General features: G+C 62.3%; 25 protein-coding genes. 8 read left to right on the forward strand and 17 right to left on the reverse strand.

Translation table 11 applies throughout. From position 1 onward, the window contains the following. Window positions 1-10: 10 nt before the first annotated feature. Both GC125_RS15740 and GC125_RS15745 read right to left on the reverse strand, forming a co-directional pair. Window positions 11-1,303, reverse strand: coding sequence for a TRAP transporter large permease (locus tag GC125_RS15740; RefSeq protein WP_199864606.1), 1,293 nt, complete (start codon window positions 1,301-1,303; stop codon window positions 11-13). A 49-nt stretch (window positions 1,304-1,352) separates the two neighbouring features. Next, a complete protein-coding gene (locus GC125_RS15745; RefSeq protein ID WP_151986514.1) occupies window positions 1,353-1,865 on the reverse strand; it encodes a TRAP transporter small permease in 513 nt (170 codons plus the stop codon). Window positions 1,866-2,082: 217 nt separating this feature from the next. On the opposite strand from GC125_RS15745, the gene GC125_RS15750 reads away from it, so the two are divergent. The 4 genes from GC125_RS15750 to GC125_RS15765 are packed head-to-tail and all read left to right on the forward strand — an operon-like array spanning window position 2,083 to window position 5,963. Further along, a complete protein-coding gene (locus GC125_RS15750; RefSeq protein ID WP_151986515.1) occupies window positions 2,083-3,525 on the forward strand; it encodes an FAD-dependent oxidoreductase in 1,443 nt (480 codons plus the stop codon). Then, window positions 3,522-4,367: an alpha/beta fold hydrolase gene (locus GC125_RS15755; protein WP_199864607.1), complete on the forward strand. Its 846-nt coding sequence runs from the start codon at window positions 3,522-3,524 to the stop codon at window positions 4,365-4,367. Before GC125_RS15750 ends, GC125_RS15755 begins: the two co-directional genes overlap by 4 nt. Then, window positions 4,364-5,038, forward strand: coding sequence for a hypothetical protein (locus GC125_RS15760; RefSeq protein ID WP_151986517.1), 675 nt, complete (start codon window positions 4,364-4,366; stop codon window positions 5,036-5,038). Before GC125_RS15755 ends, GC125_RS15760 begins: the two co-directional genes overlap by 4 nt. A gap of 28 nt (window positions 5,039-5,066) precedes the next feature. Beyond that, a complete protein-coding gene (locus GC125_RS15765; RefSeq protein ID WP_151986518.1) occupies window positions 5,067-5,963 on the forward strand; it encodes a GntR family transcriptional regulator in 897 nt (298 codons plus the stop codon). A gap of 3 nt (window positions 5,964-5,966) precedes the next feature. On the opposite strand, the gene GC125_RS15770 is transcribed toward GC125_RS15765, so the two are convergent. From GC125_RS15770 to GC125_RS15790, 5 genes are read right to left on the reverse strand one after another with little or no spacing between them, the layout of a single operon-like run. Continuing rightward, a complete protein-coding gene (locus GC125_RS15770) occupies window positions 5,967-6,836 on the reverse strand; it encodes an isocitrate lyase/PEP mutase family protein (RefSeq protein ID WP_151987982.1) in 870 nt (289 codons plus the stop codon). Further along, window positions 6,836-7,447: a cysteine hydrolase family protein gene (locus tag GC125_RS15775; protein ID WP_151986519.1), complete on the reverse strand. Its 612-nt coding sequence runs from the start codon at window positions 7,445-7,447 to the stop codon at window positions 6,836-6,838. Before GC125_RS15775 ends, GC125_RS15770 begins: the two co-directional genes overlap by 1 nt. Next, window positions 7,444-9,498 (reverse strand): hydantoinase/oxoprolinase family protein, encoded by a 2,055-nt coding sequence (locus tag GC125_RS15780; RefSeq protein ID WP_151987984.1) that lies wholly within the window; start codon window positions 9,496-9,498, stop codon window positions 7,444-7,446. Before GC125_RS15780 ends, GC125_RS15775 begins: the two co-directional genes overlap by 4 nt. Window positions 9,499-9,509: 11 nt before the next feature. Then, window positions 9,510-11,198, reverse strand: a complete 1,689-nt coding sequence (locus GC125_RS15785; protein ID WP_151986520.1) for a hydantoinase B/oxoprolinase family protein — start codon at window positions 11,196-11,198, stop codon at window positions 9,510-9,512. Then, a complete protein-coding gene (locus tag GC125_RS15790; RefSeq protein WP_151986521.1) occupies window positions 11,195-11,617 on the reverse strand; it encodes a nuclear transport factor 2 family protein in 423 nt (140 codons plus the stop codon). Before GC125_RS15790 ends, GC125_RS15785 begins: the two co-directional genes overlap by 4 nt. Window positions 11,618-11,740: 123 nt before the next feature. On the opposite strand from GC125_RS15790, the gene GC125_RS15795 reads away from it, so the two are divergent. From GC125_RS15795 to leuD, 3 genes are read left to right on the forward strand one after another with little or no spacing between them, the layout of a single operon-like run. Further along, the gene (locus GC125_RS15795) at window positions 11,741-12,544 is read left to right on the forward strand and encodes a GntR family transcriptional regulator (RefSeq protein WP_151986522.1); all 804 of its coding nucleotides are present in this window, start codon (window positions 11,741-11,743) and stop codon (window positions 12,542-12,544) included. Continuing rightward, on the forward strand, window positions 12,541-13,950 hold the full coding sequence (leuC, locus tag GC125_RS15800) for a 3-isopropylmalate dehydratase large subunit (RefSeq protein WP_151986523.1): 1,410 nt from the start codon (window positions 12,541-12,543) through the stop codon (window positions 13,948-13,950). Before GC125_RS15795 ends, leuC begins: the two co-directional genes overlap by 4 nt. After that, the gene (gene leuD / locus GC125_RS15805; protein WP_151986524.1) at window positions 13,947-14,546 is read left to right on the forward strand and encodes a 3-isopropylmalate dehydratase small subunit; all 600 of its coding nucleotides are present in this window, start codon (window positions 13,947-13,949) and stop codon (window positions 14,544-14,546) included. Before leuC ends, leuD begins: the two co-directional genes overlap by 4 nt. Before the next feature lie 21 nt (window positions 14,547-14,567). Here leuD and GC125_RS15810 read toward each other — a convergent pair whose 3' ends face one another. From GC125_RS15810 to GC125_RS15855, 10 genes are all read right to left on the reverse strand, one after another. After that, window positions 14,568-15,341 carry an aspartate/glutamate racemase family protein gene (locus GC125_RS15810; protein WP_151986525.1) on the reverse strand — a complete coding sequence of 258 codons (774 nt, stop codon included), beginning with the start codon at window positions 15,339-15,341 and terminating at the stop codon, window positions 14,568-14,570. Between the two features lie 2 nt (window positions 15,342-15,343). Then, window positions 15,344-16,660 (reverse strand): TRAP transporter large permease, encoded by a 1,317-nt coding sequence (locus GC125_RS15815; RefSeq protein ID WP_151987986.1) that lies wholly within the window; start codon window positions 16,658-16,660, stop codon window positions 15,344-15,346. Between the two features lie 4 nt (window positions 16,661-16,664). Further along, on the reverse strand, window positions 16,665-17,156 hold the full coding sequence (locus GC125_RS15820; protein ID WP_151986526.1) for a TRAP transporter small permease: 492 nt from the start codon (window positions 17,154-17,156) through the stop codon (window positions 16,665-16,667). Between the two features lie 66 nt (window positions 17,157-17,222). Continuing rightward, window positions 17,223-18,215, reverse strand: coding sequence for a TRAP transporter substrate-binding protein DctP (gene dctP, locus GC125_RS15825; RefSeq protein WP_151986527.1), 993 nt, complete (start codon window positions 18,213-18,215; stop codon window positions 17,223-17,225). A 53-nt stretch (window positions 18,216-18,268) separates the two neighbouring features. Then, window positions 18,269-19,261: a 3-hydroxybutyryl-CoA dehydrogenase gene (locus tag GC125_RS15830; protein WP_151986528.1), complete on the reverse strand. Its 993-nt coding sequence runs from the start codon at window positions 19,259-19,261 to the stop codon at window positions 18,269-18,271. Then, window positions 19,261-20,337, reverse strand: coding sequence for an NAD/NADP-dependent octopine/nopaline dehydrogenase family protein (locus tag GC125_RS15835; RefSeq protein WP_151986529.1), 1,077 nt, complete (start codon window positions 20,335-20,337; stop codon window positions 19,261-19,263). Before GC125_RS15835 ends, GC125_RS15830 begins: the two co-directional genes overlap by 1 nt. 88 nt (window positions 20,338-20,425) lie before the next feature. Next, complete coding sequence (locus GC125_RS15840) at window positions 20,426-20,959, reverse strand: MarR family winged helix-turn-helix transcriptional regulator (protein ID WP_151986530.1); 534 nt, start codon at window positions 20,957-20,959, stop codon at window positions 20,426-20,428. A gap of 7 nt (window positions 20,960-20,966) precedes the next feature. Further along, window positions 20,967-22,253 carry a TRAP transporter large permease gene (locus GC125_RS15845; RefSeq protein ID WP_151986531.1) on the reverse strand — a complete coding sequence of 429 codons (1,287 nt, stop codon included), beginning with the start codon at window positions 22,251-22,253 and terminating at the stop codon, window positions 20,967-20,969. Continuing rightward, window positions 22,253-22,711 (reverse strand): TRAP transporter small permease, encoded by a 459-nt coding sequence (locus GC125_RS15850; protein WP_286165536.1) that lies wholly within the window; start codon window positions 22,709-22,711, stop codon window positions 22,253-22,255. The genes GC125_RS15845 and GC125_RS15850 overlap by 1 nt, the downstream gene beginning before the upstream one ends. 50 nt (window positions 22,712-22,761) lie before the next feature. Further along, window positions 22,762-23,778 carry a TRAP transporter substrate-binding protein gene (locus GC125_RS15855; protein ID WP_151986533.1) on the reverse strand — a complete coding sequence of 339 codons (1,017 nt, stop codon included), beginning with the start codon at window positions 23,776-23,778 and terminating at the stop codon, window positions 22,762-22,764. Between the two features lie 208 nt (window positions 23,779-23,986). Between GC125_RS15855 and GC125_RS15860 the strand changes: the two genes are divergently transcribed. Next, window positions 23,987-24,952 carry a PDR/VanB family oxidoreductase gene (locus tag GC125_RS15860; RefSeq protein ID WP_151986534.1) on the forward strand — a complete coding sequence of 322 codons (966 nt, stop codon included), beginning with the start codon at window positions 23,987-23,989 and terminating at the stop codon, window positions 24,950-24,952.

Here is a 24,952-nt window from a genome sequence, read left to right on the forward strand (position 1 = left end):
TCCATTGGGTTCAGCGCATGAGAAGGGTTGGCAGGAAAAGCGTGATGGAAGGCACGTAGGTGAGCACGATAAGGAGGACGTAGAGGACGGCGTAGTAGGGCAGCCCGCCCCAGAAGACGTCCATGATGCTGACGCGCGCGACACGCGCCATGACGAACAGGTTGAGACCGACCGGAGGCGTCACGCCGCCCAAAACGAGGTTGTAGACCATCACCAATCCGAGATGGATCGGATCGACACCCATCGATCCCAGCATCGGGAACAGGATCGGCGACAGGATCAACATGAGTGGCACCGGTTCCATGACCGTGCCGAGAACCAGCAGTCCGATATTGACGAGCAGCAGGATCAGGATCGGGTTGTCCGTGATTGCCAGCATCGCGCTCGTCAGCGCCGTGCCAAGTCCCGCCATAATCGCAAGAGACCCGAAAATCTGGCTCATCGCGACCGTCATCATGATCACCGACGTGGTCATCGCAGCGCTGACGGCGGCAGACATGAAGTTTTTCGGTCCGAGATCACGGTAGATCAGGGCACCCAGAATGAGCGTGTAGAGCACGATCAGCGCCGCGGACTCCGTCGGCGTCGCGATCCCAAAGACTTTCGACAGGATGATGAGCACCGGCGCACCGAGAGGGAGAATGCCGCCGCGCACGATTGCCCAGAATTCGGCACCTTCGATGCGCCTTTCGACAGGCAGACCGCGGCGGCGCGCAATGACGCCGCTCGTCACGATCATGCAAACGAACATCAGAATGCCCGGGACGATACCGGCGACGAACAACTCCCCTACGGATATGTTGGCGATCGATCCCAGAAGGATGAACATGATCGATGGTGGAATGATCGGCGCGACGCATGCGGCAGCCGAGATCACACCGGCTGAATAGCTGGCGCTGTAGCCGCGCTTCTTCATCTCGGGCACGAGGATCGAACCAGTAGCGGCTGCATCGGCGATGGCGGAGCCGGAAATGCCGGCCATAAAGAAATTGCCCGTGATGCCGACATTTGCCAGGCCACCAGGACGGTGCCCGACAAGGCTGCTGGCGAGCGCGATCAATCGACGGGTCACGCCCGCCTTCGTCATCAATTCACCCGCGAATACGAACATGGGGATGGCGAGAAGCGCGAAGCTGTCGACGCCCGCGGTGAGTTCCTGAACGAACAGAACGGGATTGATCGGACGCGCATCGAACTGGCTGAAAGCGATGAAGGCAAGCGACGCGACGCCGACCGCGTAGGCAATGTCCATCCCCAGCAGAATGAACAGAAACAGAAGGATGACGACGATAGTCAAAAGCATTGGCGCCTCGCGGCTGATCATGGAGAGGATGATGGAAGGCGCTGGCCCCTTACATGTGCTCCTCGATGTCGGACGTGTGGGAATCCACCTCTCCACGGGCAATACGGTACAGGCGATTGAACTCGTTGATCAAAAGCAGCACGGCGCCGATCGGCAGGGCCAGATAGGTGATCATGTCTGGCAGACCCGTCGCGATCGATCGACCGCTGGATGTCAGCCTCAGAATAGGAATGGAATACCAGAGGATCGTCAGCAGCATTGCGACGATCAGGAGATGCATCGTGAACTCGATCGCACGGCGCGGCTGGTGGGGAACCTTGTCTATGAGCGAGGTCATGCGAATGTTCGCGCCCATCAGATAGGCAAATCCAGCCCCGACGAAGCTCAGCCAAACGAACAGGAGCTTCGGCAGATCCTCTCCCCACATCGGCGGCGCGCTGAAGAAATAACGCATTACAACCGAGTACAGAACGAGACCCGTGAACGTGATCAACGTGATAGCACAGATCAAGTAGGCAGCAGAACGCAGCCCACGCTTGAGCGTCAGCAAAGATGTACTCACTAGTCTTGGTACTCCCAATCGAAACCACAACTTTCGCTGTGGTCAGTTCCCCTGGGGTCCGGCTAAATCTGATTTTCAGTACCGGAACTTTGCGAATGGCTCTTGCATTGGCCATTTATCATTTGTCATATTGATATCTTAATATACTAACTTGTCTAGCCCGTTTGCAGAGAGAGCGTATTTTTCCGCAGGACGGTTTCGGGGGAGGACGCTGCACGTGTTGAAGGCCGATATCGTCATCATCGGAGCGGGCACAGCCGGCATGCCGTGTGCCATAGAGGCAGTCGCCACGGGCGCGCACGTCCTCGTCATCGAACAGTCGGACAAGCCCGGCGGAACGCTGCACGTAACGCTCGGCCACATGAGTGGTGCAGGCACGAGCAAACAGAAAGAACGCGGCATCGAGGATACACCCGCCGCGCACAAGGCGGACGTCGAGCGCATCAGCCGAAACACATCGCGCAGCGATCTTCTCGAGCGCTCATTGCCGCTTCAAGGCGACACCGTCGATTGGCTGCTGGCGAACGGTTTCGAGATGGACCCGTCCTGCCCGGAAATCCTCTATCTGCACGAGGCCTATCGCACGCCGCGAACCTATTGGGGCGTCAATCGCGGCATCTCGATCCTCAAAGTCGTGCGTCCGCTCTTCGAAGCCGCGATGGCCAAGCCCAATGCAGAAATCCGCTACCGAACAGAAGCCGTCGAGCTGATGACGGACGGGCAAGGCACAGTAACCGGCGTCCGTCTCAAGAACCTCGATAATGGCTCCGAGGACATCGTCAGCGCCGGTGCGGTCATTCTCGCAAGCGGCGGCTACGGCGCGAGCCCGGAGCGTTTCGCACAATGGAGCGGCGGACGCCCGCTCTATACCGCAGCCGTGCCCACTTCGACCGGATCCGGCATCGCCATGGCCGAGAAACTAGGCGCCAAGGTCGGCGGCCAGGATCTCTTTCTCCCCACCTATGCCGGTGTCGTCGAGGAAAGCGGCGGCCACCGCATCGTGTGGGATCACATGCCGAGCCTGACGCCCCAGGTGCGCCAGCCTTGGGAAATCCATGTCGACCGCACCGGCCGCAGGTTCGTCCAGGAGGACATCGAAAGCGTCGATGCGCGCGAAAACGCGCTCGACACCCTCCCCGACTTGAGCTTCTGGTGCGTCTTCGACGATCCCATCCTGCAGGAAGCACCTCCCCTGCTCCCGGGCTGGACACCGGAAGAGTTGTCGCAGGCTTGGGATAATCACGCGTCGTTCGTGGTGGCGACGAGCCTTTCGGATCTGGCCGATCAAACCGGGATGCCGCTCGAGGCGCTGGCCGAGACGATCGGCGCCTACAATTCTGCAATTACCTCGGGCGGCCCCGATCCCCTTGGAAGATCCCATCGCCCCATGCCGATCGAAGGACCGAATTATCGAGCCATCCTCATGCACGGCATGGTGCTGAAGACGGCAGCGGGGCTGACCGTCGATAGCGATCTGAATGTTCTCGATACGCAGGGCCGTCCGATCACCAATCTCTTTGCCCTGGGCGAAGCGATGGGCGGATCCACGCTTTCAGGCAAAGCCTTCGTCGGCGGCATGAGCGTCACCCCTGCCCTGACTTTGGGTCGATGGCTCGGACGCGAAATCGGCACGCGACTTCAGCGGGAGCAAGCCGCATGAGCTCCGCCGCAACGACCATCAAACGTGGCTTCTTCGATGTCGGCGAAAGCCAAGTTCACTATCGGACCGCTGGATCAGCAACCGGCCACCCGATCGTCATGCTGCACCAGTCGCCCGGCTCGTCTAAACAACTGGAAGGTCTGATCAGTGAACTGTCCGCGCGCGGTCGCCACGTCTTTGCCCCGGACACCGCCGGCAATGGCGATTCAGATCCGCACCCGGCGGCTGTCCCGACGATCGAGAATCTGGCGCAGACTGCGTTCGCTGCGATCGAACAGGGCGTCGATGGTCCCTTCGATCTCTATGGCAGCCATACGGGCGCGTCGATTGCGATGGAAATCGCCATCGCGCATCCCGACAAGGTGCGCCGGCTGATCATCGATGGGATGGGGCTTTATTCCAGCACCGAGCAATCCGATGTGCTGGACCATTATGCCCGCGAAATCCTGCCAGATCAGGAGGCCACGCATCTGATGAAGGTTTGGCATTTCTGCCGCGACCAGCATCTCTTCTGGCCCTATTACAACCGCACGGCCGAGGGCCGCATGCCCGGCGGCCTGCCGGATATCGATTACCTGCATGATTTCGTGGTCGAAGTGTTGAAGGCGATGCGGAGCTATCATCACTCCTACCGCGCAGCATTCCGGCACCCCAAGCGCGACCGGCTGCCGCTTATACAGGCGCCGACGATCGTCGTTTGCTCGCCCTCCGACATGCTGCACGGATATTTCGAACAGGTGGCATCCATCATCCCCGACGCGTCGTCCGCGGAATTGCCCGCATGGAACGACCCGAATTATCACGCCAAGACGGCGGACATTCTGGAAGGCTTCCTCGCATGAGCGCGGACTTGAACGAGACACGACAGGAACTGCGCACGGTCGGCAATTCGCCGCTGGTCATCTTCATCGTCTACACGGTCGGCGAGGAAGCTGAAAAGAACGGCTACTGGGAATGGCTGGAGCGCGTCGACAGCCCCTTCTTCAACGCCATACCCGGCGTGCGCCGCTACGAAAACTGGATCGTCGAGCGGAATCTCGGCGGCGCAAAAATCGAATGGGACTATTTCGATTTCCAGGGGATAGACGCTGAGGAAAGCCTCGAACCCGTTTGGTTCAACCCGGATCTCGATGGCTTTCGCAAGGAATGGATCCGCCTGTGGGGCTACGGCAGCAAGGAGCCTTCGCCGATCCTGCGCCATGCCTACATATTGCGGCCGGTGGTCAAGCTGCGGCCCGGCGTGGAGACCGATCATCTCGTCATGACGGCCGGGCGCGGCGAACCACCCTCCGAAGGTGATGGAGTCTTTCGCGTGGAAGCTGTGCTAAGCAAGCATTTCGCCACCGGTGGTCAGCGCGCCGAAGGATGGGTGAAGCCTGCGGCCGACTTCAATCCACTCGGTTTCGATTGGTTGTCGGTCACTTACGAAAAGAGCGGCGGCGAGGATGTTTCTATGAACGTGGCCGCCGCCGAACCAAATTTGACGCGCCTGACCGCGCGCCGCATCGCTTAGGCGAGATCCGGAAACGAAGGACGCAGAGATGCGACGCAGGTCGGAAGCAATGCCAGCAAACATCGTCCTGGATTCGGGCGTTAGCGCTTCGAGCAAATCGCCGCTGTATCATCAGATATATCTGGTCCTGCGCGATCAGATCCTCGCCGGCAACTACCGAGACGGCCAGATGCTGCCGTCCGAATTCGACATCGCCGAAGCCTTTGGCGTCTCGCGCATCACCGCCAAGCGCGCGGTGACCGAGCTTGCAGCCACCAGCCTCGTCGCCCGCTTTCGGGGTCGCGGCACGGTAGTCAAGTACAAGCCCGAAAACCCGCCCTTGCGGGCATCCGTGAACAACTGGCTGCAGGCCGTGTCGTCCATGGGCCGCACAACGTCGGTCCGGGTGCTCGACTTGACCTACGGCGAGGCCAATGACGAGGAGTCACAGGCGCTCCAGATCGCGCCGGGCACCGAGGTTCAACGCAGCCTGCGCGTGCGGTCGCACACCGGCGGGCCCTTTTCCCTGCTCTCCACGATAGTGCCAGCCGAGCTCGGCCGGCACTATTCGCAGCAGCAGCTGGAGACGACGCCGCTCTTGGAGCTGCTGCAGAGCACCGGCATCGTTCTGCACCACGCGGAACAGAAGATCACGGCGACGCTCGCCAACCAGTCGACCGCATCGCAACTGGAAATGGAGGTCGGCTCGCCGCTCCTGAAGGTGCAGCGTGTCGTCTTCGACAATGGCGACCGGCCGGTCGAATATCTGACGGCGCTTTACCGGCCCGATCAATACCAGCTCGAAATGGTCCTTACATCGGAACAGAAGCTTGCCTCGTTCGGCAACCCCGTAGGCGGTGGCGATGCGTTCGAAACCCCGGTGGCGCCCAAGACACGTCGCGAGAAATCGGCGGCCAGGCGCACTTCCAGCCTCAACGGCCAGTAGAACTCATTCATTTTCGTGGTCGGCATAGCGCTTGCCGGTCTCCAGCATTTCGGCGGTCCCGATACGCTCGTTCAGGCCGGCGAAATCGAACATGTTGGCTGAGAACGGCGCATTCGATCCGTGCTGCCTGAGGCTCGCGTAATAGTTCTCCGCGGTTTTGGCGAGCGCCCGCACGATGCCGCCGGGGAAGATCACGAGGTCGAAGCCGATCTTTTCGAGGTCCTTGGCCGACGAGATCGGCGTGGATCCACCTTCGACCATATTTGCCATGAGCGGTGCACGGCCCTTCAGCGTCGCCGCGACTTCGACGAGTTCTTCGCCCGTGCGCGGCGCTTCGATGAAAAGCGCGTCGGCGCCCGCCTCAAGGTACAACCCCGCACGGTCGATGGCTGCCGCAAACCCTTCCACGGCAATGGCGTCGGTCCGCGCGATGATCAATGTCTCGTCGCTCATCCTTGCATCGGCCATCGCGGCGATCTTGCCGGCCATTTCCGCAGGCGAGATCAGCGATTTCTCCGAGAGATGACCACAACGCTTCGGCGACGTCTGATCCTCGACCTGAAGCGCATTGGCACCGGAGCGCTCGTAGAGCCGGATCGTGCGCTGCGCATTGAGCGCGTTGCCGAAGCCGGTGTCGGCGTCGATGATGACGGGAATATCGATGCGGTCGCGGATCAGGCTCATCGTGTCCGCCATTTCCGACATCGTCGCAAGACCGATGTCGGGCCGACCGAGACGGGTGTAGGACACCGCAGCGCCGGACAGATAAAGCGCTTCGAAGCCCGCTGCGGCGGCGAGCGAAGCCGTCAGGCCATCGAAGATGCCGGGCGCGACGAGGATTTCAGGCTGGGTCAGACGGGTTTTGAGGGAGATCATATGTCCGCCTTGAGCTGGTTGACGACATCCTCGCAGCGCATGGCAGGTGCAACCGAGGACAGCGACATCAGCGTCGCTTCATGCATCTCGTCGCGGAAGGCCGCGCAGCCGTCGCTCAGGATGATGGTGTGGAAGTTGCGCAGATGCGCATCGCGGATCGTCGACGCCACACCGCCATTGGTCACGATGCCGCCGACGATCAGCGTATCGAGATCGAGCGCGCGCATGATGTATTCCAGTCGCGTCTGGTAGAAGGCCGAATAGTTGACCTTTTCGACCGTGTAGTCCGCCGGCTGCAGCGTATCGACCAGAGCGTGACCGAAACTTCCGGGCGCGAAATCGCCGCGTTTCAGGAAAGGCCGAAGCTCTTTCAGGTGGGGAGCGATCAACGGCTCGCCTTCGGGACGCGGCACCAGCGTGAACTGCGCCGAGATATAGGTCCCGCCGGCTGCCCGCAGTGCGTCCGCCACCGGCCGGATGCGTTCGGGCAACGGAAGGATCGAAGGCGCCCCCTGGCCGGCGCGGCCGTAAGCCCCGTCCGGATGGACGAAATCGTTCTGCAAGTCGATCGTGAGAAGCGCAGTTCGCTTCGGTTCGAAAGGCGTCATGCCCCCTCCTCCCGCTCGATGATGACATTGCCGAACCGATCGACTGTTCCCTTCAGGCCGGGTTCGATCAGGATCGTCGTATCCGGTTGCTCAAGGATCGCAGGGCCCGAAACGACCGCGCCGACGGGGAGTTCCAACCGCCGGAAGATTGCCGTTTCGTGCCAGGCGCCGGCCAGATAGACGCTGCGCACCCCGGATCGTGCCGTCTCGACGCTGGAACCAGCGACCGGCGCCAACGTCTCCAGATCGAACTTCGGGCGCTTGCCGATGACGGACGAGCGCAGGTTCAGCACCCGCGTCACGCCGCCCGAGAGCAGGCGGCCATAGACCCGGCGATATGTCTCGTCGAAGGCGGCAGTGATGTCGTCTCGCGACGGGTTCGCAATCTGTCCGTCCGCGACCGTCACCGGCAAAGGCACGGCGACCGTGTGCGTCTGCCCGAGATAGGCCATATCCAGTTCGAAGACCCATTCACGGCCGGCAAAGACGACGCCGGCAGCATCGAGCATCTGCAGACCTTCATCGAGATGGGCCTGCATGAGTGCGCCGAGGGCATCGACGTCGACATCCTTGGTCAGCGCGTTGATCGTCTGCACGAAGTCCTGACGCATGTCTGCGATGACGCAACCCATTGCAGAGGTCACGCCCGGATAGCGCGGCACGATCGCGCGCCCGATGCCCACATCGTGCAGCATCGCGCCGGCATGCAGCGCCCCGCCGCCACCGAAGGGCATGAATACAAAGTTTCGCGGCTCGAAACCGCGTTCGATCGACACAAGGCGGATGGCGCCGGCCATGCGCGAGTTCGCAACGCGGATGATCGCCTCGGCCGCCTCTTCGGTCGACAGTCCAAGCGGCTTGCCGATATGGGCGTCGATCGCCTGTCGCGCGGCTGCAGCATCCAGTGTTTTCAACCCGCCACCGATCGGCCGGTCGGGATCGATGCGCGCCAGAACGATGTTGGCATCGGTCACCGTTGGGCGCGTGTTGCCGCGCGCATAGGCGACGGGTCCGGGATCGGAGCCCGCGCTCTCCGGACCGATGTTCAGGAGCCCGCCCTTGTCGACCCAGGCGATGGATCCGCCGCCTGCCCCGATCGTGGCGATTTCGATCATCGGCGTGCGCACGACCATGCCGAAATCGATGCTCGTCTGCGGCGCCAGAACCGTCTGTCCTTCGGCGATCAGGGAAACATCGAACGACGTACCGCCCATGTCGCCAGTGATCACATTCGAGAAGCCGGCGCATTCGGCGATGTAGCCGGCCGCGATGACGCCTGCAGCCGGGCCTGACAAAGCCGTGCGAACCGGCAACCGGCAGGCCGTATCAACCGCCATGACGCCGCCATTCGACTGCACGATCAGAAACTCGCCGCCGAAACCGTTCGTCGCAAGCGCGTTGTCCAGCCGGTGCAGATAACCGGAGACTTCCGGCTGCAGATACGCATTGAGCGCGGTCGTCGAAAACCGCTCGAACTCTCGGATTTCCGGCAGGATCTCGTAGGAGGCCGAAACATGCGGATTGGGCCACATCTCGCGCAGCAACGCGACGGCGCGCTTTTCATTGGCCGGATTGGCGTAGCTGTTGACGAACATCACCGCGACGGCGAGGCAGCCTGCATCAAGCAGCTGCTGCGCGGCCGCCTGGACGGCCGCTTCGTCGACATCCGTGTGGACGGTGCCATCGGCCAGCGTGCGCTCCGGCACTTCGAGGCGCAGCTCGCGCGAAACGACCGGCTCGAAATTGCCCCTGAGACCCCAGGTATTGGGACGGTCGCGACGGCGCATTTCCAGCACGTCACGAAAGCCTTCGGTCGTGATGATGCCGATGCGCGCGCCCTTGCGCTCCAGAAGCGCATTGGTCCCCGCAGTGGTGCCGTGCACGACGGTCGCAACATCGGCGAGATTGTCGCCTCCCTGCGCGATGCCGCTCAAGAAACCCGCCGACTGGTCGGGCCGTGACGTCGGCACCTTGGCGACGGAGGCCTTGCCGGTGCTCTCGTTGAGCACGAAGACGTCGGTGAACGTGCCGCCGACATCGACGCCGATCATGATGCTGCGGGTCACTTGCTCTGCTCCTGCAAGTCCTGGCCGTAGAGACGGTCCGATTCTTCCGAACTGACATAGCCAAGGGCAACATCGCGGGCGACGGCACCTGGAGCGCGGTCGGCCGCCGCGCCGTAGCCACCTCCTCCCGGCGTTTCGAGACGGACGCGTTCGCCACGGCGCAGGCGGATGCCGACCGCCTTCGACGTCATCTCGGGTTCCGTCCAAACACCGTCCTGCTGGTATTGGAAGCGGTTCAGCGCCGCCTCGCCGCCACCGACGACGCCCTTCGGCGCATAGCGGCCACGTTCGCCGAAGAGAAACACATCGGCTTCTTCCTCCAGCAACTCGATTTCGTAGATCGCGCCGAGACCCCCGCGATGCGCACCACCGCCGGCGCTGTCGGGCCGCAACGCCCACTGCCGGAACATCACCGGATAGGCTGCTTCCAGGATTTCCACGGGCGGGATCGTCGCCGTCGAAATAGGAGCATTGGCATGGTTGAGGCCGTCACCTTCCGGAGTGCCGCCATGACCACCACCATAGAAGGAGAACATCACCCACCGCCTTCCGTCCTTGCGATGGCCGGCGAGCGAAAGCGCATTGATCGTGCCGTATGCATTGGCTACCACACGGTCGGGTGCCGCCTTGGCCATGGCGCAAAAGATCACGTCGATCATCCGCATGATGGTTTCGGTATAGCCGCCGGTCGGCGATGGAAACTGGGCCGACAGCAGGCACTTTTCCGGAATGGTGATATCGAGCGGGCGCATGACGCCGGCATTGGCCGGAAGCGCCGGGAAGATATGTTTGATCGCGACGTAAACACAGGCGATCGCCGTGCCGTAGGAAATGTTGACGGGACCAGCAGCGGGACCGGCCGTACCGGTGAAATCCAGCACCATGCGGTCGCCCGAGATTTCGATCGCCACCCGGATCGGCAATGGCACGTCGGTGATGCCGTCATTGTCGAGGAAGTCTTCTGCTTCCCAGCGCCCATTCGGCAAGGCTTCGACTTCGGCGCGGACCAGCGTTTCGGCCCGATCGCTGAGCGCCACGAGGGACTCCTGGACGACGTCGGCGCCATACTCGTCGAGCAGGGCATCGAGACGCTTCACGCCAAGGTCGAGCGCATTGATCTGGCCGTTGAGATCGCCCATCGCCGACTGCGGCAAGCGGGTGTTGCGCAAGACGATATCGACGATGTCCTGCTGGAGCACCCCACCGCGCATGACCTTGACCGGCGGCAGCACGAACGCCTCCTGGAAGACCTCCGTCGCGCGCGGATTGTAGTTGCCCGGCACCGCCCCGCCGACATCGTGCCAGTGGCCGACAGAGGCGAGATAGCAGAAGAGCTTGCCCTCGCGGAAATACGGGCGGACGAGCCGCATGTCCGACAGATGCGTACCGCCGATATGAGCATCGTTGAAAAGGTAGATGTCGCCATCGGCGAGATCGCCATCGCGTGCCGCCTTGTCGATGACCGCCTTGACCGCGAAAGCCATGACGCCGACGAAGATCGGCAAGCCGGACTTGCCCTGGACGAGCGTGTCGCCTGTATTTGCATCGTAAAGGCCGTGGCTCGCGTCGTGGGCCTCGGCGATGATCGGATTGAAGGCCGAGCGGAACAGCGTCGCGTCCATCTCGTCGGCGATCTGCTCCATGCGGCCGGCCAGCACGGCCAGCGTGATCGGATCGATGCTCATCGGTTGCGCACCTCCGCGATGTCGTTCCATACCTGCTGGACACGGATGCGCCCGTCCGACAGCTCGAACCGATCGATGAAGCGGATGCCGCTGAAGGGCTCTCCGTCCAGCCATTCGCCTGAGAGCGTCCCGACGCAGTAGACGACGTCGCCGGCCACATCGAAGCGGTCGAACGACTTGGTCACGAACCGGTAGCGCTTGGATGCAAACGCGCCGAGTTCTTCGAGCTGGCTCATGCGGTGGCCGCCCGGAAAAATCATCTCGAACCCGTCGGCCAGATGCTGCGATGCTGCGGCGAAGTCTCGCTTGCCGACTGACTCGAGAAAAGTCCTGACGATGTCTGCATGATGGCTGGATGGGTCGGCGTCGGGGGCGTTGGATGCAGCCCCACCAACCTGTGGTTCGGATGTCGCGATCATTGTTGTTCCCACTCTTTGTCACATCCTGAATTGCTCAAATGTATTTTGCAAGAGACATTTCAGACTGATGAAATGATACATTTCGCTTGAATGCCGTTTCCGAAAAGGTAGGATCGCGGGCAAGTGGAGAAGGTTTCGGTGGTGGCGACACGACAACTGTCTGATGGAGGCAAGGCGCAGCGCGTCTATCTTCTGCTGAGCAACGAAATCCTGCGCGGCGGATACGCTCCGGGGGACGTGTTGCCGGGCGAGATCAAGTTGACGGAGATGCACAGCGTGTCCCGCGTCACCATCAGGCGCGCGTTGACTATGCTTGCCAATGACGGGCTGATCGAGCGAAAGGCAGGTCTCGGAACCGTGGTTCGCGCGCCTGCCATGTCTCAGACCGGCATTTCCGCAGACTTCGCGTCCTTGATGCCGCAACTCGTGCGCATGGGCCAGGCCACGGAAGCCCGCCTCATCTCCTTCGCCTATGTCGCGCCACCGGCTCCTGTCGCCAAGCTGCTGCGTCTCGAAAGCGGCAATGTGCAGCGCGCCGTGCGCGTGCGTACCGTCGAAGGTGCGCCCTTCTCGCATTTGATGACGCATGTCCCGGAAGACATCGCCCAGAATTTCTCCGAAGCAGATCTGGCGACGACGCCACTGTTCCGGTTGCTCGAGCGCTCGGGCGTGATCGTCGACCATGCGCAGCAATCGATTTCGGCGACGCTGGCCGCACCCGACGTCGCCGAAGCTCTGGACGTGGCCGTCGGCACGGCGCTCATCGCCTTGACGCGTGTCGTCTACGACAAGTCCGGCCGCGGTGTCGAGCATCTTTCGGCACTCTATAGACCCGACCGCTTCAGGCTCGACATGACCCTCAACCGGATCGGACATCAGGGCGAGCGCCAATGGGCGTCCGTGCTGGAGATGGGAGGCAACGAATGAAGCCACAGGTGCTGTTCGACAAGGTGTGGGATGCGCATGCCATCGTGCAGCGCGAGGACGGCGCAACGCTGCTTTGGGTGGACCGCCACTACCTCCACGAAGGATCGCATCACGCCTTCGGGCGCATCAAGCAGTCGCAGCTGCCTGTCGCCGAACCGTCGCTCACATTCGGCTTTGCCGATCATTACGCGCCGACCGACCGGCGCGCGCGCCCGATTGCGGATCCGAACACCGAGCGCATGGTGTCGACGCTCGAGGCCAACACACACGAACATGGTATTGCGCTTTTCGGCCTGACCGATCCCCGCCAAGGCATCGTCCACGTGGTGGCCCCGGAACAGGGCCTGTCTCTGCCAGGAATGCTGATCGTCTGCGGCGATAGCCACACATCCACCCACGGCGCGCTTGGCGCCTACGGTTTCGGCATCGGCGCGACTGAAGTGGCGCACGTGCTCGCGACCCAGACGATCTGGCAGAAGAAGCCGAAGCGGATGCGCATCACCTTCTCCGGCAAAGCCGCGCCCGGTGTCGGCGCCAAGGATATGGCGCTCGCCTGGATCTCGCGGCTCGGTGCCGATGGTGCGCGCGGTCACGCCGTCGAATATGCAGGCGATGCCGTCCGCGATCTATCGGTGGAGGCCCGCCTGACGCTCTGCAACATGTCGATCGAAGGCGGCGCACGCTGCGGCATGGTGGCGCCGGATGCAACGACCTTCGCATGGATCAACGGCCGCACGCACGCGCCGAAAGAGACCTGGGACCAAGCCATGGAGAACTGGTCGAGCTTGGCCAGCGACCCGGACGCCATCTTCGACCGCGAAGTATGCATCGATATGGTGGACGTCGCCCCGATCGTCACCTGGGGCGTGACACCGGAAGATGCTCTGCCGATCACCTCCAGCGTTCCCAACCCGGATCGCATCGCCGATGCCGCGCGCGCCAAGCATGTGCGCGATGCGCTGGACTATATGGGACTGGTACCCGGGCAGACACTGGACTCGGTCGAGATCGACCAGGTCTTCATCGGTTCCTGCACCAACGCGCGCATCGAAGATCTGCGCGCAGCCGCAGCCGTCATGGCCGGTCGCAAGGCGCGCGTTCCCGGCATGGTGTCGCCAGGGTCATCGCTGGTCAAGGCGCAGGCGGAACAGGAAGGACTCGATCGCATCTTCCGCGACGCCGGGCTCGAATGGGTGGAATCGGGTTGCTCGATGTGCGTCGGCATGAATGGCGACATCGTCGCACCGGGGATGCGTTGTGCATCGACGACCAACCGCAACTTTCGCGGACGCCAGGGACCGGGAGCGCGCACGCACCTGATGTCGCCGGCCATGGTCGCAGCCGCCGCTGTCACCGGCAGGCTCGCCGACGTGCGGCCGCTTCTGGATGGGAGAAGCGTGGCATGAGCGGCTGGACACAGCATCGAGGCATGGCAGTCGGCCTGCCGCGCGAAGGTATCGATACCGATCAGCTGATCCCTGCCCGCTTCATGTCGGCGCCGCGTTCTGCTGGCTACGGCGACTTTCTGCTGCATGATCTGCGCCATGACGAGAACGGCCAGACATTACCCGACTTCCCGCTGAACGCACCTTCCGCCAAGGGCGCGAGTATCCTCGTTGCCCGCCGCAATTTCGGCGGCGGCTCCTCGCGCGAAGCAGCCGTCTATGCGTTGGTGGATGCAGGCTTTCGCGTGGTGGTCGCTCCAAGCTTCGGCGACATTTTCGCTGGCAACGCGGTCAACAACGGCATGCTTCCCGCCCGGATATCCGAAGCGAACGTCGAGCGGTTGCTCGCCAAGACACCGGCAGAACTCAGCGTCGACCTTTCCCGCTCTGTCATCGAAGGTTGCGGCGAGCCAATCTCTTTCGATCTCGATCCAATCTGGCGCATGAAGATCGAGAATGGCTGGGACGACATCGAACTGACCCGGTCCTACCATGACCGCATTGCTGCTTTCGCGCACGCACGCAGAGACGCCAGCCCCTGGATCTGGGGCAGCTGACAGCTCGTTGCAGGTCCGATTCTAGAGCCCTTTCGGGTGGGCCATGAATTCCTCGATGACCTCGAGAGGCGGCTTCACGTAGTCCGAGGTGCGGCTGATCCCGAGTCCCGTGAGCTTCTTCAACTTCACGGCCATCTCCGCCTGCTTGACGACGATCGGGATCCCGTTGATCACCGGAGCTCCATCCACGCGGTGATCGTGGAGTTGCGAGAACAGCAGCATCGGGATGCCGCCGCCGGGTATCAGCACATCCACGCCTTCTTCGACCAGTGGCCTCGCCTGCTCCTCGAACAAGGCCCTGACCGTCTCGAGCTTTTCGTCGGAGCCGAAGGCGTCCAGGATCTGGCCGGGCTCGAACTGCATCGCATGCACGCCCGTCACCCGCTCCTTCAGCCCATACTTGCCGATCTGGTGATGGAACCAAGGAATGTAGCGCCGATTGATCGTCACGATGCCCGAGCGCTGGCCGAGCTGGCAGGCATGCAGCATCGACGCCTCGCCCATGCCCAGAACCGGTATGTCGACCACCGAGCGCGCCTCGTAGAGACCCGCATCCTGGAAGTGCCCGATGATGAAGGCGTCATAGCCTTCCCGCTCCGCGCGCACGGCGTTGCAAATCACCTCGCGGGCGCAGCGGAACTCGACGATGGCATGCGCATAGGAATCGTGCGGCGTGATTCCCTTAATATCGATCTCGGTGCCTGGATCGATGATCTGGTCGAGATGCTTGCGCAGCTCGTCCCAGTAGCTCGCACCATGTTCGTAGTCGACGTAGCTTTGATACCAGATGCGCATCGTCAGTACCTGATCATGCTGGGAAGCCACAAAGCGATCTGCGGCCAGATGACGAGAAGCACGACCAGAAAGAGCGTGCATCCGATGTAAGGCAACGCCGCCCGGGCGACCTCGCCGATCGTGGTGCCCTTGGGTGCCACCCCGACCATGACAAACAGCAGTAGCCCGAACGGTGGCGTCACCAGACTAAGCTCCAGCACCAGCAGCATGATGATGCCGAACCAGACGGCATCGAAACCGGCGAGCGCCGACAGCGGCATGAAGATCGGCAGCGTCAGCATCATGATCGACAGCGGATCCATGAACATCCCCAGCACGATCAGCACCAGGACCATAAGGGTCAGCAGCACATAAGGCGAAACATCGAACCCGGTTGCAAAGCCGATCAGGCCTTGCGAGGCGCCGGAGAAAGCCAGGATCTGCGAGAATGTCGTGGAACCGACGATGATCATCAGCATCATCACCGAGACCGCGAGGGTGCCTTTCATCGACTTGACGACGGCCTCCCAGCTCAACTTGCCGTAGAGCGCTGCAAGAACGATCACGGCCAGCGCACCGAATGCCGCCGATTCCGTAGGCGTCGCCCAACCGAGCAGGATCAAGCCGACGACGGCGAAGACCACGATCCCCATCGGGGCCACGTCGACGATGAGCGCACGAGCGATCTCGCGTGCCGTTGCGCGCTCCGCCGCGTAGCCGGGCGCCGCGTCGGGATCGATGGCGATCTGCAGGCGGATCATCAGAGCGAACAGCAGCGCAAGCACGAGGCCCGGTATCAGGCCTGCGATCAAAAGCGATCCCACGTCGATCCGCCCGAGCGAACCGAGCAGCACCGCCAGCGAGGATGGCGGAATGATCATGGCGAGGCCGCCCGTCGCCAGGATCGGGCCCATGATGATGTGCTTCTTGTATCCGCGCTTGATCATGTCCGGCATCAAGGTGGTGCCGAGCATGGCGGCGTTGGCCATGGACGAGCCGGAAAGCGTGGCGAAGATCGTGCCGCCGCCGACGGTCAGATAGGCGAGCCGGCCGCGAATGTTGCCCATGCATTTGTCGAGCGCGTCGAAGACCCGGAACGCGAGGCCCGTATGGAAGAGCAGCTCTCCCATGATGAGGAAGAGCGGCACCGGCACGAGCGCGAAGCTGGTCACAGACGTCGTCGCGTTCGCAACCAGCTGATCGATTCCGACCACGCCGCCCATGAAGATCAGAACGCCGATGATATTGATGACAAGGAAAGCGATCGCGACCGGCATCCCGATGAGCATGAAGGCGAGAAGGCCGCCGATCATGATCAGCGTGGCGTCATACCAAGGCATCATGTCAGTGTCCCCCGCCCGCGCCGCTATAGGTCTCGCCGCGCAACAGGATGCGCAGGAACTCGATTGCCATCAGGAAGAAACCACCGCCCAGCATGGCGTAGAGCACCCAGGCCGGAAAATTGACCGACCGCATGTCCACAGACCGCGTTGCGATCATCTCCATGCCGACGGCAGCCGATCGCCAGGTGAGAAGGGCAAGCGCCAGGATCGAAATGACCAGAACGAGCCGACCCACCGCCACGCGCAGGCCATCCGGCAGCTTCGCGACGAAGGAGCCGATCGCCACATGGCCGTTTTCCCGCACCAGCCAGGGAGCCGCCGCCATGGTGGCGAAAAGCATCACATACTCGACGATCGCGCTCGTCGATTGGAACGGCCTGAAGCCGGTATTCCGCAGGATGACATCGACGATGATCAGCGCCGTGATGGCCGCGAGGCTGATCGCCCCGAGAGCCGCCAGGCCAACGATCAGCCGGTCATAAAATCTCATCATGGTCTTGGCGCCCGTCCCATTGAAAATGGAACCGGGCGAGGCGCTTGGCCCCGCCCGGTCAACCGATCACTCAGGATAGTAAGCTGCACGCAGCGCGTCGTAATGCTCGCTGCCGGCCGCCTGCATCCGCGCCCAGGCGCTTTCGAACGCCATGCGGCGGAACTCTTCCGCCTGCTCGCCTTCCAGTTCCACGACGGTCATACCTTCCTCGCGCACGGTGGCGTCCGTTTCGGAAATCACCTGCTGGAAGTTCTCATAGGAAGCCAGTTCGTATTCCACCGCGGCTTCCTCGATGATCGCCTTGGCCTCATCTGAAAGACCTTCCCATTTGGCCGGGTTGATCACGACGGCGAGATCCGTCTGGAAGACGCCCGGATCGATGCGGTAGCGCAGGAAGCGATCCCAGGAGAGATCCTTGATGCCGACGATCGGCCAGCCGGATCCGTCGAAGGTGGAGCGTTCGAGACCAGTGTAGACGTCTGGCACCGGCACGGAGACCGGGATCGCACCGATCTCCTCGAAGAACGCGTTGTAGATCGGCTGCGAACGAATACGCAGGCCGGAAAGATCGACGCCGCCTTCCTCGGTGCGCTGCGGCTCTTCGATCGTATAGACGTGGAACTCGACGCCAGTATCGAGATGCGCCAGGACTTCAACGCCTAGCTTTTCGCGGAACGCCTGCTGCATGATTTCGAAGCCGCCGTTCTCGCGTGCTTCCGCAGCAGTCACCGTCGAACCGACCCAGGCGTCCGCTTCCGGCATGGTGCCGAGGTAATAGGATGCCGGGCCGTACTGCATGTCGATCACGCCGCGGCGAACCGCGTCGACCTGCTGGTTCGGCGGAAACATTTCAGGACCGCCGGCATAGGTGATCTGGACGACGCCCTCGCCCTTTTCGTTCACGAGATCGACGAAACCCTGGAAACTCTGGGAGAAAGCGAGCGTCTGTGGGAAGGCTGAGATCGCCCGGATCTGCTCTTGGGCGTGGATCCCGGAAGCGCCGAGCGCAAGCACCGATGCGGTCGTCATGATGGCAAGTTTTGTACGATGTTTCTGCATGTTGAGTGTCCTCTCTGAATCTTTAAACGAGCTGCCGGCTTGCTGCCGATCTGTCATGAATTGCCCGCGAGAACCGGAGGGCGAACAAGCCCTGAAGCTTCGAGGGATCGTAGGAAATCTGCCATGCGTCGCTGCCGGTATGCGGCCACGTCCACGCCCTGGTAATCGAAGAAGCCGGCACCGGTCTTTAGACCGATCTTGCCCTCTTCCATGTTGCGGCTGATGATCGCCGGCGGCGCGAAGCGCTCGTCCTTGAAAGCGTCGCTCAGATAGTTCGACGCATAGTAGAGAATGTCGCCGCCGCCCCAGTCGATGAATTCGAGAAGACCGAGCACGCCAAAGCGCAGCCCGAAGCCGTAGGTCACGGCCTTGTCGACATCCTCTGCGCTGGCAACGCCTTCCTCCACCAGTCGCGCCGCTTCGTTCATAGCCAGCGCCTGGATGCGGGGGACGATGTAACCGGGCGACGCCTTGCAGGTGATCGGCACCTTACCGATGGATTCGAGAAACCCTCGCACGGCAGCGAGCGCCTCATCGGCCGTCTCGTCGGCCGGACTGAGCTCGACCAGCGGCATCAGGAACGCCGGGTTCAGCCAGTGCGCGTTGAGGAAACGGCTCGGATACTGAGTGAATGCTGCCAGATGCGTCGACAGCATCGTCGATGTCGTGGAGGCGAGCACGGCCCGCTCGTCGGCATTGGCATCGAAAACGGCAAAGGCATCACGCTTGGCTGCTTCGGTTTCCGGCACCGCTTCGAACACGATGGCGGCTTGTGCCAGCGCTTCTGAAGCCTGGTCGGACGGAAGCACCTGTACACGCGCCATGATCTCGCCGATGGCGGCTTTGTCGAAAGCGCCGAGCGACGCGATCGCCGCGAGTCCCGCTTCGATCTCGCCGAGCGTCTGCGCCTTCAGCTCCTCGAAGGCCGCAGCATCCCGCGGCTTGGCATCGAGCAGGCGGATGTCATGCCCGGCATAGGCGACGCACTGCGCGATGCCGCGTCCCATGCGTCCGGCGCCGATACAGGCAATGATCTCCCAGGCCATCAGATGCCGTCCTGCAGCATGGTCTGGACTTCGGCAGGGCTCCGATCGGCAAGACCGACGCTCTCCATGGTGCGGCCATGCTCTCGGAAATCCTGTTCCGCGACCGCACCGGCGATGGCGAGAAGGCCCTTGGCTACCGGGCACGGCACCCCGGCCCAATCACCGACCGACACGAGGAACGCGAGACCGAGACCGACGTCTTCGGTCATGTAACGGTGGTTCTTGAGATCGAGCGTCTCATGCCAGTCACCCGAGCCCACCAGCTTGTCATGGGCAAGGTTGCCGTACATCCAGTCGCTGGTTTCGTAGTGATCAGCGAGCGGGAAGTGCGGTGCGCCATAGCCGAGCTTTTCGCGGATCGCGATGCGCTCGTTGTCGAGCGCCGCATGCGTGCGCCGGATCGCTGGCTGCGTGCCCTCGTTATGGATGTCCCACTTGTCGAAATGCTCGATCGGACCTGCGTTCATCAGGATCAGTGGAGGGTGGATGATCGGTCCGGCATTCATCAAAGCGCCGGACAGGGCATCTTCCACCCGCTCGATCGCGCCGGGGAAAGCGGCCGAAATGACCTTGATGGCTTCGTCGGTCTTGCGGGCCGGCAGGACGCCCGTCGGCAGGCGCGAGGCGCGCGTCGTGATGCGAACCTCAAGCGCATTCTGCTTGCGGCAAAGCCAGGGAAGCGTTCCGGTCTCGGCAATCGCGATATCGGCGGTGGAGCCCGCATCGCGGATGCGCTTCATCATGATGTAGGAACCGAAGGTGCCCGGCGGCAGGTAGATCACCTGCCCGTCGACCAGATGCGATGCGAGCGCGTCGGCCATATCCGCTTGCGCGAAAGCCGGCGTCGGCGCGACGATCAAGACCGCCTCTTTGAGCGCTGCGCCGAGGTCGTCGGTCGGCGATACGGGCACCTTCCGGCTGCCCTTGTGGTCGGTGACGGTGATCGCGCCTGCGGCGGCAATATCGGAAAAGCTCGACGCCTCGCGACGCCACCACGCAACCTCATGGCCCGCCTCGGTAAAATCAGCCACCGCGGCATAGGACCCGTTGCCCCCACCCAGAACCGCAATCTTCATGAACGCACTCCCTGCTTCTGAACGTCTGAGACGAAGCCGATGGCTTCGAATGTCATCGGCGAGGTGGTTGCGGCGATGCGCATCTCCCTCACCGCTCCTCGTCTATAGTCTGGCCGGACGGGCGATCGCCGGCACGTGCCTCCGGCCCGTGCAGATCGACGATCCGCGCCAGCACATCCTTCAGGATTTCCGCCTGTCCCGGAGAAATCTGCTCGATGATCCCCGCCTCGTGCGCACGGGCTTCCGCAATCAGTTCGATGGCGAGCTTCCTGCCCTTCTTCGTGAGGTAAACCCTCACGCGGCGACGATCACGCTGGTCGCTGCGCCGCGAGACCAGGTCCTTCTCGGCCATCTGGTCGATTATCTTCGTCAGACGCGACTGCTCCATCAGCGCCAAAGCGGCCAGTTGGGTCACCATCTGGCCCTCCTCGTCGGCGAGGCAGGCCAGGATGCGCCACTCGGGCACGCGCACGCCGCGGGCTCGAACCAGCGCGTGGAATTCCGTCGACACGCCGTCGCTGGCAGCGGCAAGCAGATAGAGGAGGTAGTTGCGGACGAAGCCTTGATCGGCGGGTTTTCCGGTCTCGGCGGCAGTGTCAGCAAGGCGCTTCGGTACAGTCATCTGGTGCTCACATCGATTGGGGGATGAGGAGCGCCAGACTTGGCACGAAAATCAGCAGGACGAGACGCACGATGTCGACCGCAACGAACGGGACGACGCCGGCATAGATGCGTTCGATCGGCACTTCGGGCGCGACCGAGCGAATGACGAAGATGTTCATGCCGATGGGCGGCGTGATGTAGGAAAGCTCGGTTGCGATCACCACAAAGATGCCGAACCAGATCGGATCGAACCCCAGACCAACGACGATCGGGAAGAAGATCGGTACCGTCAGCGTCACCATCGACAGGCTTTCCAGCAGGCAGCCGAGGATCAGGTAGATGATGACGATGGAGAAGATGACCTGGTAGGGCCCGGCGCCCAGAAGGTTGATCCATTCGCGCAGATCGGTCGTTAGGCCGGAGAAGTTCACGTAGTTCAGGAAGAACAGCGCGCCGAACAGGATGAAGAACATCACTGCGGTGGTCTTCGCCGTATCGAAAAGCGTGACGAGTGTGTTGCGCAGCGTCAGCCGGCCCCGGGCAGCGGTGAGAAGGAACGCTCCGCCGGCGCCCATGCCCGCGGCCTCGGTGGCCGTGAACGCGCCGACATAGATGCCGCCCAGCACGAACACGAACAATGCCAGCGCCCAGAAAACGCCCTTCAAAGCTCGGAAGCGCTCGATCAACGGCAGCTTCGGCTGGACCGCGAACTCTTCCCTGTACATCACCAGCGAAAGCCGGACGGCGAAGATGTAGAAGACGATGCCGACCAGCCCCGGAAGCAGGCCGGCCAAAAACAGCATGCCGATATTCTGCTGGGTGAGGATCCCGTAGATCACCAGGATCACCGAAGGCGGAATGAGGATGCCGAGCGTGCCGCCGGAAGCGATCGACGATGCCGCTAGGCGGTCGGAATAGCCGAAGCGGCGCATTTCAGGCAGCGCGATGCGCGCCATCGTCGCGGTGGTCGCAAGCGACGACCCGCACACCGAGGAAAACCCGCCGCAGGCGACGATCGTCGCCATGGCAAGCCCACCCTTTCGGTGGCCGAGCCAGGCATTGGCTGCTTTGAAGAGCTCCGCCGCGACGCCCGACTGAACGACCAGGTTGCCCATCAACAGGAACAGCGGCACCACGGACAGCGTGTAGCTGCGACCGCCATCGAAATAGGTCTGGCCGATCAAAGAAAGCGTCGGCGTCCAGCCAATGATAGAGGCGACCCCGATGAGGCCCACACCCGCCATGGCGAAGGCGATGGGGATACCGCAGAAAATGAGGCCCAGAAGCAGGGCGACGCCGATCGGCCAATCCATCACACGGCCTCCTCTCGACCTTTGGACAGCCGCATGACGGCCATCACGAAGGTGACGATAGAACAGGCGCCGGCGATGACTGCGGCGGCCTTCGAAAACGGCCCGATCGGCGCGCGCAGAAAGACCGTGACCTCGTTGTAACTCGCCAGCTGGCTGCCGTGCTTCCAGAGCTGCCATGCGATGATCGCAAGCACGACGGATACGAAGAGCCGTGCGATCAGGAGTTGCGCGGTCTCCGCCCAACCCTTGAGCCGGGACGTGATGAGATCGACGGAGATATGCCCGTCATCGAGACAGACGGCCGGCAGCCCGCAGAAGATGATCGCCATCAGCAGGAGCTCCGTATATTCGGATGCGCCCGGCAAGGGACTGGACAGGAAATAGCGCCCGACGACGTCGGTCACCGTGACGAGTGTCAAGGCGACCAGCAGCGCTCCGCAGAGCACTGCCGTGACCATGCGCAATCCCCGCCGAGCCCTTTTGAAAAAGGCCTCGGGAGCGGGTGTCATCACTCGCTCGCGACGGCTTGTACTTCAGTTTCGAGCTTGGACAGGATCGCATCGAAATCGACGTCCTTGGCCTCGTAATTGGCCTTGATGCCGTCGAAGATCGGCTGCGCCGCCGTTCGAAGCTCCTCGACTTCTTCCTCGGTCGCATCATGGAACGTGACCGTATCGGCAATCACTTCCATGCCGGCTGCGTCCGCCGCATCCCAGGCCTGACCGGCCATGCGGGCGAAAGCTTCACCGGAAATTTCTTCGATCGCCGCCTGATCTTCTGCAGAAAGGCTGTCGAACTTCGCCTGGTTCATGACGAAGAAAAACGAGACGTTGTAGAGCCCGCCCGGAACGCGAAGCGCGGTATCGACCAAGCTCTCGAGCTTGAAGAACGGGATCGATTCCACCGGGAAGAAAATGCCGTCGGCGACGCCGCCCGACAAGATCTCGTAGGACTGCGGCGAAGGCGCCTGGATCGACACCATGCCGAGCCCCTCGGCGAGCACGTTGGTGATGTTGCCGGCGACGCGCACCTTTTGGCCGGAAAGACCCGAAATCGGCGTAACCGGCTGGCCCTTGGTGAAGAGCATGCCCGGACCATGCGCGAAAACGCCGAGCACCTTGGTTCCACGATGCTCGTCCGCAGCGGCAAGATCGCTTTCGTAGACCCGCTGAAACGCGACGGACAGGCTTTCCGACGTGTCGGCCACGAACGGCAGTTCTGCAATTTCCGTCAGTGCGAAACGGCCGGGCGTATAGGAATGCACGCCGAAGGTGAGATCGGCGACGCCGTTTGCAGCCAGATCGAAATGTGCGGGCGGCGGCCCCAGCGGCGCATCGAGAATCTGGACAGTGACACGGCCGTCCGTCGCTTCCTCGAGCTGCTCCGCCCAGGGCATCATCATGTCCTTGACGATCGGGTGCGAGGTCGGAAGCCAGTTCGACATGCGCAGGACAGTCTCTTGCGCGGAGGCTGAAACGCTGAGAGCAAGCAGCGAAATAGATGCATATGCAAGTTTCTTGAGCATGGCGGTCACCTTGGTTCCCCTTGTTATCGGACGCCTTACAAACGAAATGCTGACACAGCTTTTCGATCCCTTCAAGCTTGAAAAGATGAAATTGCATAAGTTCATGCCTGAAGGTTGACAGAGGAAAACATGATAATTCATATTCTTTCAGTCGCGACCGATCATGCCGTCGACGAGATGGCCGAAGCCAAAAGCGGAGGTACTGCGCATGTCGCACCTGCGACTGAAAGTTTCTTCTGTAGAGGTGCTGACGGACAGGATCCGGGCAGTCACGCTGACGTCGGCTGATGGCCGTAAGCTTCCCGGATACGGAGCCGGCGCGCACATCAAGATCACGCTTCCGACGGGCGGCGAACGCCATTACTCGCTGATCAATGCCGATGCAGAGGAAGACACGTCGAAGGGCGCGGACACTTACAGTCTCGGCATCCTGAAGGAAGCGGAGAGCAAGGGCGGTTCGCTCTTCATGCATGCGCTGACGCCCGGCGACACGATCGAGACGTCTGCTCCGAAAAACGACTTCGCGCTTGCATCACATGACGGCCCGGCCATCCTGCTGGCCGGCGGCATCGGCGTCACGCCGATCATCTCCATGGCCGCGGAACTGCAACGATCCGGCCGACCGTTCGAGTTTCACTATTCCGGCCGATCGCGTCCGTTGATGGCATTCGTCGATGAGATCGAAGCGGCTTGCGGCGAGGCCCTGAAGGTCTATTGCGACGACGAGGCGGAACGCTGTCTCGACCTGACTGGTCTCATCGACCAGGCACCGGCCGATGCGCATTTCTACGTCTGCGGCCCACGCGGCATGATCGAAGCCGTTCGTGAACGGGCGCTGGCAAAAGGGCACGACAAGGAACGCGTGCATTTCGAGCTCTTCGACCAGCCGGAGGAACAGGCCGGCGACCAGCCCTTCGACGTTGAGATCAAGTCGACCGGCGAAGTCTTCACGGTTGCACCCGGCCGAACGATCATCGAGGTTCTGGAGGAAGGCGGCGTCGATCTCGTGTACGACTGCCAGCGTGGCGATTGCGGCATTTGCCAGACGACCGTGCTCGAAGGCGTACCGGACCATCGGGATGTGATCCTGACCGACGAGGAGCGGGCGGCCAACGACGTGATGCAGATCTGCGTGTCGCGGTCCAAGACCCCGCGCCTCGTGCTCGATCTCTAG

The sequence above is a fragment of the Rhizobium sp. EC-SD404 genome (genome assembly GCF_902498825.1).
GTDB lineage: Bacteria > Pseudomonadota > Alphaproteobacteria > Rhizobiales > Rhizobiaceae > Georhizobium.